General features: G+C 28.2%; 1 pseudogene. It reads left to right on the top strand.

The annotated features are described in order from the left end of the window. Window positions 1–297: 297 nt before the first annotated feature. Window positions 298–485, top strand: a pseudogene (locus GNY06_RS13545) (IS982 family transposase); the annotation flags it as partial.

Raw genomic sequence — 485 nt, 5'->3', positions numbered from 1 at the left:
CTTAATGATAACTATAAGGGTTTGTAACCCCACTATTTTAGAATTACTATATAAAAAAATGCGTTTTATATGATTGTATTTTTGCTATTCATAAGCTTTGAAGATATCATTTTTATACCCGTGGTTCATTTAGGATAAAAAAAAGGTAGCTGCTCATTATTATCTAAATACCTAAATTAAATAGTATAACAAACGATTAAATATGAACAGCTTTACCGCAAATTATGAAAAAATATTAGATATACTGATAACAATTGAGAGTAAATTGAATTTTTTAAATCAAATCCGCAATCCCAATTGTCAGATCTTGAGTTAATCTCCATAGACTTTACTTCAGAATTTATGAGTATTGATTCAGAGCGGGATTTATTCAGAAAATTACCTTTCAATTTATCCTCTAGGATTGAACGTAGTGTTTACAATGGCAGAAAGAGCAACTTGTTTGCTTATCGGGATTCATTAAGAAAAAAGATAGCTGCAAAAAT

This window comes from Elizabethkingia argenteiflava (assembly GCF_009904105.1).
In the GTDB taxonomy this organism is placed as follows: domain Bacteria; phylum Bacteroidota; class Bacteroidia; order Flavobacteriales; family Weeksellaceae; genus Elizabethkingia; species Elizabethkingia argenteiflava.
This window is presented reverse-complemented; position numbering and strand designations above follow the sequence as displayed.